The organism is Paracoccus sp. TRP (assembly GCF_000185925.1).
GTDB classification, from domain to species: domain Bacteria; phylum Pseudomonadota; class Alphaproteobacteria; order Rhodobacterales; family Rhodobacteraceae; genus Paracoccus; species Paracoccus kondratievae.
The window spans coordinates 1-7,467 of record NZ_AEPN01000077.1; the positions used below are offsets into that span (position 1 = coordinate 1).

At 66.3% G+C, this 7,467-nt stretch carries 7 protein-coding genes and 2 pseudogenes; 1 reads left to right on the plus strand and 8 read right to left on the minus strand.

The window, feature by feature from the left end; genetic code table 11:
* Positions 1 to 370 (plus strand): annotated as a pseudogene (locus PARACOCCUSGL_RS21685) (DDE-type integrase/transposase/recombinase); the annotation flags it as partial.
* Between the two features lie 270 nt (positions 371 to 640).
* Here the strand turns inward: PARACOCCUSGL_RS21685 and otnC are convergent.
* From otnC to PARACOCCUSGL_RS22095, 8 genes and pseudogenes are all read right to left on the minus strand, one after another.
* Positions 641 to 1,279 (minus strand): 3-oxo-tetronate 4-phosphate decarboxylase, encoded by a 639-nt coding sequence (gene otnC, locus PARACOCCUSGL_RS0119200; RefSeq protein WP_040602354.1) that lies wholly within the window; start codon positions 1,277 to 1,279, stop codon positions 641 to 643.
* Positions 1,276 to 2,523: a 3-oxo-tetronate kinase gene (gene otnK / locus PARACOCCUSGL_RS0119205; protein WP_010400381.1), complete on the minus strand. Its 1,248-nt coding sequence runs from the start codon at positions 2,521 to 2,523 to the stop codon at positions 1,276 to 1,278. Before otnK ends, otnC begins: the two co-directional genes overlap by 4 nt.
* Positions 2,524 to 2,534: 11 nt before the next feature.
* Positions 2,535 to 3,308 (minus strand): 2-oxo-tetronate isomerase, encoded by a 774-nt coding sequence (otnI, locus tag PARACOCCUSGL_RS0119210; RefSeq protein ID WP_010400382.1) that lies wholly within the window; start codon positions 3,306 to 3,308, stop codon positions 2,535 to 2,537.
* Positions 3,309 to 3,357: 49 nt separating this feature from the next.
* Positions 3,358 to 4,329, minus strand: a complete 972-nt coding sequence (gene denD / locus PARACOCCUSGL_RS0119215) for a D-erythronate dehydrogenase (RefSeq protein WP_010400383.1) — start codon at positions 4,327 to 4,329, stop codon at positions 3,358 to 3,360.
* Between the two features lie 35 nt (positions 4,330 to 4,364).
* Positions 4,365 to 5,156: a shikimate dehydrogenase gene (locus tag PARACOCCUSGL_RS0119220; protein WP_010400384.1), complete on the minus strand. Its 792-nt coding sequence runs from the start codon at positions 5,154 to 5,156 to the stop codon at positions 4,365 to 4,367.
* Positions 5,157 to 5,185: 29 nt separating this feature from the next.
* The gene (locus tag PARACOCCUSGL_RS0119225; RefSeq protein ID WP_010400385.1) at positions 5,186 to 5,890 is read right to left on the minus strand and encodes a DUF4286 family protein; all 705 of its coding nucleotides are present in this window, start codon (positions 5,888 to 5,890) and stop codon (positions 5,186 to 5,188) included.
* A gap of 57 nt (positions 5,891 to 5,947) precedes the next feature.
* Positions 5,948 to 6,847, minus strand: a complete 900-nt coding sequence (locus tag PARACOCCUSGL_RS0119230) for a fumarylacetoacetate hydrolase family protein (RefSeq protein ID WP_010400386.1) — start codon at positions 6,845 to 6,847, stop codon at positions 5,948 to 5,950.
* A gap of 126 nt (positions 6,848 to 6,973) precedes the next feature.
* Positions 6,974 to 7,467, minus strand: a pseudogene (locus tag PARACOCCUSGL_RS22095) (acyl CoA:acetate/3-ketoacid CoA transferase); the annotation flags it as partial.

Genomic DNA, 7,467 nt, shown 5'->3' on the forward strand with positions numbered 1-7,467 from the left:
CCCGCCGGAACGCCAGAGCCGCGAGGCGCTTTCTGGCAAGGCTCATCGCGCAATTCGGCCAGCCGCGTGTGATGATCACCGACAAGCTGCGCAGCTACTTCAAGCCAATCCGGAACCTGGCTCCCGACGCCGACCACAGGGCACACAAGGGGCTGAACAACCTGGTCGAGGGCTCACACAGACCAACGCGACGGCGAGAGAAGATCATGGGACGCTTCAACGACAGGCGCAGAGATTCCTCGCCGCCCATGACCAGATCAACACCCTCTTCCGTCCCCGCCGCTATCGTCTCACCGCATCTTCATACCGCCACGCACGGGCTGACGCCTTCAGCCTGTGGAACGACTATGCGCTCGAGATGAACGCATAAGCGCTCACGCTTCGCCCCCCTTTGCGCCCACAATCACCCAACTGGGCAATGCCCGCCAGACCGCCGAAATCCATATCCGCATCGCCCTCATGAACCGCTTCAATGCCCTCGGATCCGCCGAGATCAAACGCGTGGCATGAACTCAACGCGGAAAGGGAAAACTGCGCTCACACACTGACTTCTGCAACAACGCCGACTGAATGTATCGCTTGACCTGCTGCTCCAAGAGGTGGCCGAAGCGGCCAATATCCAGCATACGACGAAACCCGTTCAGGTCCTCAGCTTTTCGGCCTGCCCCTCGGTCAAAGGCCGGATCGCCTTGCCGTCCAGCAGCAGATGCAGCCGCGCCGTCTCCTCCAGCTCTTCCATCGCATATTGCGCGTCTCTCAGCGTCGATCCGGCCACGACCGGGCCGTGGTTCGACAGCAGCATGGCGTGATGATCCGCCGCCGCCGCTTCCACCGCGCGGGCGAGGTCTCGGTCGCCGGGCGCGAAATAGGGGATCAGCGGCAGCCGCCCCACCCGCATCACGTAATAGGCGGTCAGCGGCGGCAGCACGTCGGCCGGATCGACATCGCCAAGGATCGACACCGCCACCGAATGGGTCGAATGCAGATGCACGACCGCCCCGGCACCGGCGCGCCGACAATAGACGCAGGAATGCAGGAAGGCTTCCTTGGTCGGCTTGTCCCCCGACAGATGGTTGCAGTCCTCATCCAGATGCGAAAGCCGGCCCGGCTCCAGCGCACCAAGCGAGACATTCGTGGGCGTCATCAGCATCGACCCGTCGGACAAGCGCACCGAGATGTTGCCCGTCGAGCCAGAGCTGAGACGGCGATCGAACAGGGACTTGCCGACCTCGGCGATCAGATCGCGCATCCGGGTGGCTTCGGACAGGATCGCGGTCATGGCAGCAACCTCCATGCCTTCAGGAAAAATTCCTCTGCCCCGAAGTTTCCCGATTTCAGGGCAAGCGCCAGGGGGGCCGCGCCGCCCCTCGACCGGGTCCAGGGCACGCCGGGGTCGATTTCAGGGCCAATTTCCAATGCGGGCACGCCCAGGCGGGTGACGACAGCGCCGGATGTCTCGCCGCCCGCAATCACGAAGCGGTTGAAGCCACGGCCGGCAAGCGCCTCGGCCAGGTCCGAAAGGAAAGCCTCGACCACTGCGCCCGCGCGGTCGCGGCCCAAGCGGTCCTGCGCCCGCTGCACCTCGGCAGGCTCGGCGCTGGACCAGACGAGCGGCGGCAGTTCCCCGGCCGCACCCAGGCAAAACGACACGGCTTCGGCGACGGAAACGCGGTTCTCGGCAATCGCGATGGCGTCGAGTTTCAGGGCCGGAACGCCGTCCGCAATGGCGCGGGCGATCTGCTGACGGGTCGCGGCGGAACACGAGCCCGCCAGGAACACGGCGCGGCCATCGGGAACCGGCAGGGCGGTTTCCGATGCCGCCCTGCCCTGCGGCAGGAAGTTCGCGGGCAAGCCAAGGGCGATCCCCGATCCGCCGGTAATCAACGGCAGGTCGCGCGCCGCACGACCGATGGCGCGAAGATCGGCATCGTCAATGGCGTCAACGATGGCGATGCCGGAAAGCCTGTCGAAGGCGGATTTCAACGCCGCATCCCCCGCCGCCACGGTCTCGCGCCCGATCAGGCTGACCCTGTTCCCACTTTGCCGTCCCAGAACCCGCACCAGATCGGCGTCGCGCATCGGCGTCAGCGGATGGTCCTTCATGCTGCTTTCCGACAAAAGCCGATCACCGACGAACAGATGGCCGCGATAGACGGTCCTGCCATTTGTCGGAAAGGCCGGGCAGGCGATGGTGCGATCCGTGCCAAGGAACGTCATCAGTGCATCCGCCACCGGGCCGATATTGCCCTGATCTGTGGAATCGAAGGTCGAGCAATACTTGAACAGGAACTGCCGCGCGCCCCAGTTCCGCAGGACCTCTGCCGCCGCCAGCGACATACGGACTGCCTCCGCCGCCGGATTGGTGCGGGATTTCATCGAGACGACGACCGCTTCGGCATCGCCGATATCCAGGTCGGGCGTCGGAACGCCGACGACCTGCAAAACCCTCATCCCCTCGCGGGACAGGGTCAGCGACAGGTCCGTCGCCCCGGTCAGGTCGTCCGCGATTGCACCGATGAACATTGCGCTTCTCCTCATTCCCGCCAGGGCGCGAACCAGCCCAAGCCCTCGCCCGTCGTCGAGAGCGGCCGGTATTCGCAGCCGACATGGCCCTGATAGCCGATCTGGTCCAGCACGCCGAAAATCCGCGCGTCGTCCAATTCGCCCGTCCCCGGCTCGTTCCGGCCGGGCACCGAGGCGGTCTGGACATGGCCGATGAGCGGCAGCAGGGTCTTCAGCGCCTCGGTCACGTCGCCATGCATGATCTGGCGGTGATAGATGTCGAATTGCAGCTTGACGTTCGGCAGGCCGAGGCCGGCGATCATATCCTCGGCCATGCCGAAATCCGACAGCAGATAGCCCGGCATGTCGCGCCCGTTCAGCGGTTCGAGCAGGATGTCGATGCCGGACGGCCCTGCCCTCTCGGCCGCCTCGACGATCGCGTCGCGGTAGCGGTCGCGATGCGGCGCGCTTTGCGCCGAGGCGATCCCCGCCATCAGATGCAGCCGGGGCACTGACAGGACCCGCGCATAATCCAGCCCAAGCGCCAATGCCCTGCTGAACTCATCCGCCCGTTCGGGGAGGGCGGCGATCCCGCGCTCGCCCGCCGTCCAGTCTCCGGGGGGCAGGTTGAACAGCACGATGCGCAGGCCCGCGCTGTCGGCCGCCTTGCGGATGGTTTCCGCCGGGTGGTCGTAGGGAAACAGGAACTCGACCGCGCGGAACCCGGCATCCGCCGCCGCCGCGAAACGGTCGAGAAACGGCAATTCGCAGAACATCATGGTCAGATTAGCCGCGAAACGAGGCATCGCGATACTCCTTCATGGCATGGCGACCACCTCGCGGTCGCCGGATGGGTCACTCGGCGGCTTCCGACCGCCGATGCAGGCGGATGATCTCATCCATCGAGGCATCGGCCTTGAAGCCCAGCTCGTTGGCCCGCTTCGTGTCGAAGCTGCGGGGCCAGCTTTCGATGATCCGGGCGATGGCGGGGTCTGGCTCGTCCCGGATCAGCGCCACCGCCTGATCGCCCGCCACGCGGCGCAGCGCCTCGATCTGTTCGGCGACGCTGACGCAGACGCCCGGCAGGGTCAGGTTGCGCCGGTCGCCAAGTGCGGCGCCGTCCAGCGCGGCGGCGTGCAGGATGAAGCCGGCCGCCGCCTCGGGGCTGGCGAACCAGTGCCGGATCGAGCGGTCGACCGGCAGCACCGCCGGTTCGCCCTTCAGCGGCTCGCGCAGGATGTTCGAGAAGAAGCCCGAGGCGGCGCGGTTGGGACGGCCCGGACGGATGCATATCGTGGGCAGGCGGATGCCAATCCCGTCGAAGAAGCCGCGCCGGCTGTAATCGGCCAGCAGAAGCTCGCCGATGGCTTTCTGCGTGCCATAGCTGGTCAGCGGCGTCAGGATATGGTCGTCGCCGATCGGATCGGGCAGCGGCGCACCGAACACCGCGAGCGACGAGGTGAAGACCACGCGCGGGCAATAATCGTCGCCCGCCAGCCGGATCGCCTCGAACAGCGCGCGGGTGCCGTCGAGGTTGATCGCATAGCCCTTTTCGAAATCCGCCTCGGCTTCCGAGGAGACGATGGCCGCCAGATGCAGGATGACATCCGGGCGCAGGGCCACCAGTTCTTCGGCCACGCCGGGCTGCGACAGGTCCCGCCGTTCCAGCCGCAGCACGCCCGTGAACCCTTCGGGCGCGGCGGGCTGGAAGACATCCACCAGCGTCAGCGCGGTGACGGGCTTGCCACCCAACTCGCCGTCCCTGGCCAGTTTCGCGGCGACCTTGCGGCCAAGCATCCCCGCGCCGCCGATGATCATGATATGCATGTTCTTTCTCCTGTCCTGCGGATCGGCGGCCAGCATCAGCCGGTGACGCCGAAAAACTTCAGCAATGCCACGGCCTGTCCCTCGGTCATCGCGGATCCCGGAATGACCGAGGCGCCTTCCGCCTGCGCCTTGCGCATCAACGCGGTCGGGGTCGGGGCGGGAACGATGTCGGCGACGGTCATGCCCGGCGCGAAGACGCCGACCTCGCCCGGCAGGCCGTCATCAGGGTTCATGCCGACGGGCGTCGCATTGACGACGATGTCGTGTCCAACGGCATCCGGCCCGCCACGGCGCACCACACAGCCCGGAAAAGCCGCCGCCAGGTTGGCAACCAGGCTGCCCGCGCGCCCGTCATCGAGGTCGGCGACCGTGATGGCGGCCGCACCGGCCTGAGCGAAGGAAACCGCGATGGCGCGCCCCGCACCCCCGGCACCCAGCAGCAGCACCCTTGCGCCAACGGGATCACGGACGGCTTTCACCGCATTCAAAAGGCCGATGCCGTCGACGATCTCGGCCGTCCAGCTTCCATCCTCTTCCCGGCGCATGGCGTTCAGGCCACCGACCAGTTTCGCCCCGGTGCCGATGCGGTCGGCAAAAGCCATGCAGCGTTCCTTGAAGGGATAGGTCACGATGAAGCCCGCCATGTTGCCAAGCGAAAGCAGCGCGGGAAAAACCCCGTCGAAAGCCTCGGCCGGAATGTGCAGGGGCACGACGGCAAGATCCTTGCCCGCCGCCGCGATCCGGGGATTGAGCAGGCCCGGCGTCCGCGCCTTGGCGATCGGATCGCCGATCATGCCGATAAGTCTTGTCGTCGCCTTTACGGTCATGCCATACTCTTTCGGTTTCCCTGCCCCGCTCATACCTGCGAGACGTGCGGCAGCTCGTCTTTCGACAGCGAATATTGCAGCGCATAGACGCCGCGGCGGATTTCGCCCTCGGCCCCCGCCGCGCGCAGGCCGTCGTCGCAAAGCGGACCCGAGGCGCGAAGGGCGGAAAGGACGGCGGCATCCGTCAACTCCACCAGCACGATCACATCCGCCACCGCATCCGGCCCGCCGCGCAGGCGCGTTTCCTCGGTGTTCTGCCGCCCCATCTCGCCCTGCCCCTTCAGAAGGTGGGCGCCGACCACACCGGGCCGCGCGGCGATTTCGGGCAGGACGCTTTCGGCCAGGCGATGCAGGAAAGCGTCGGTCGCCTCGCCACCCGAAAGCCGCACCGCCTCGACCAGCGCCCCCTCGCCGCAGCCCCAGCTTCCCAGAACCCGGCAGACCGTGCGCGAGGTGTCGGTGAAATGGCGCACCACGGCCCTCGTCCAGGGCGAAGGCGTGTTCAGCGCGGCGCGATATGCGTCCGAGGTGAAATCCTCGGGCCGGTCGGCCTCGTAGAAGTTGAAGAACTTCGGATGCCCGTCCAAGGCGACATAGCGCCGCCCCCGGCGGAATCCGGGCAAGGCGACACGCTCGGGAATATGTTCGTGAACGTGCCAGTTCAGAAATTCCGTCTCGGCATCCTGCTGGATGCCGTTCCAGATCGCCAGCACTGCCTGACCTTGAATTGCCATAACCGATCCTGCCGTTTCGGGTGCCGGAACCCCGGCACCGCATTCGATTGCAAAAGTTCAGACGCCGGGACGGCGGGCGGCATGGGCCGCGCGCCAGGCCTGGACCACGTCCTCGGTCAGCGGAACGACCTTCTGTTCCTGCTCGCCCAAACGGGTGATCCCAAGCCGCATGACGTCGCCGGGCTTCATGAAGTTCGGCGGCACCTTGCCCAGCCCCACGCCCGGAGGCGTGCCGGTCGTGACGATATCGCCGGGCTGAAGCGCCATGTAGCGACTAAGATAGGACAAGAGGAAAGCGCAGGTGAAGATCATCCGGCTGGTGGTGCCGGTCTGCACGCGCTTGCCGTTCAGGTCGAGCCAGAGGTCCAGTTCCTGCGGGTCGCCTACCTCGTCGGCGGTCACGATCCAGGGACCGCAGGGCGCAAAGCCGGGATGGCTCTTGCCCTTGGTCCACTGGCCCTCGCGGTGCAACTGGTAATGGCGTTCGGACACGTCGTTCAGAACCATGTAGCCCGCGACATGGCTCAGCGCCTCGGCCTCGGTCACGTTCCAGCAGGGCGTGCCGATGACGAAGGCCAGTTCGACCTCCCAATCGAGCTGGGTCGAATCCTCGGGGAACCAGACCGGGTCGTTGGCCCCGCAAAGGGCGGCGGTGTGCTTGTTGAAAAGGATCGGCTCCTGCGGGATGGGGGCGTTGGTCTCTTCGGCGTGATCGGTATAGTTCAGCCCGATGCAGACAAGGTTCGGCACATGCGCCACCGGCACGCCATAGCGCACAGGCCCGGCGATCTCGGGCAGGCTGGCGGTATCGGCGGCGGCGATGGTGGCCAGCCCTTCCGGCGACAGCGCCCATGCGTCGATGTCAGTGACCACCGATGACAGGTCCCTGAGCTTGCCCTGGTCGTCCACGATGCCCGGACGTTCGGCGCCGGCCTCGCCATAGCGGAAAAGTTTCATCCTCGTCTTCCTCTCGTCTGGTTCCTGCTTGCGTCAGGGCAAGCCTTCTTCATTGCCGGACTTAGGGTTCAGTCCGACCTGTGGTCATCTGGTGGAACCGGCGCGCTGGCGCCGGTCGCGCAAGGTTCAGTTCAGGGTGCGGCGGGGTTTGCGGCGGCCCTCCGGCGCGCTGGCCAATCCGGCAGCGAGCCCCATCGGCTGTTCGGAAAACAGCCGTGCATCCATCGTCTTCAGATCCGCCGCGATTTCGGGGCGGAAGGCCATGTTGGCCAGGATGTCCTGCTCCAGATCGACGCCCGGCGCGATCTCGATCAGGCGCAACCCGTTCGGACCCACGTCGAACACGCCGCGCTCGGTGACGAACAGCGCGACGCGGCCTTCCTCGGCGGCGAAGCCGGCGTTGTAGCAGATCTGCTCGATCTGCGGCACGAACTTCCGGTGGCGGCCCTCCTGCACGATCCGCAGGCGGTTGTCGCAACATTCGATCTGCAAGCCCCCCGAGGTGAAGGTGCCGCTGAACACCACCTTGCGCGCGTTCTGGCTGATGTTGATGAAGCCGCCGACGCCGACGATCTTGTCGCCGAAGCGGCTGATTGTTGATTTCCGTCGAGACGTGACCC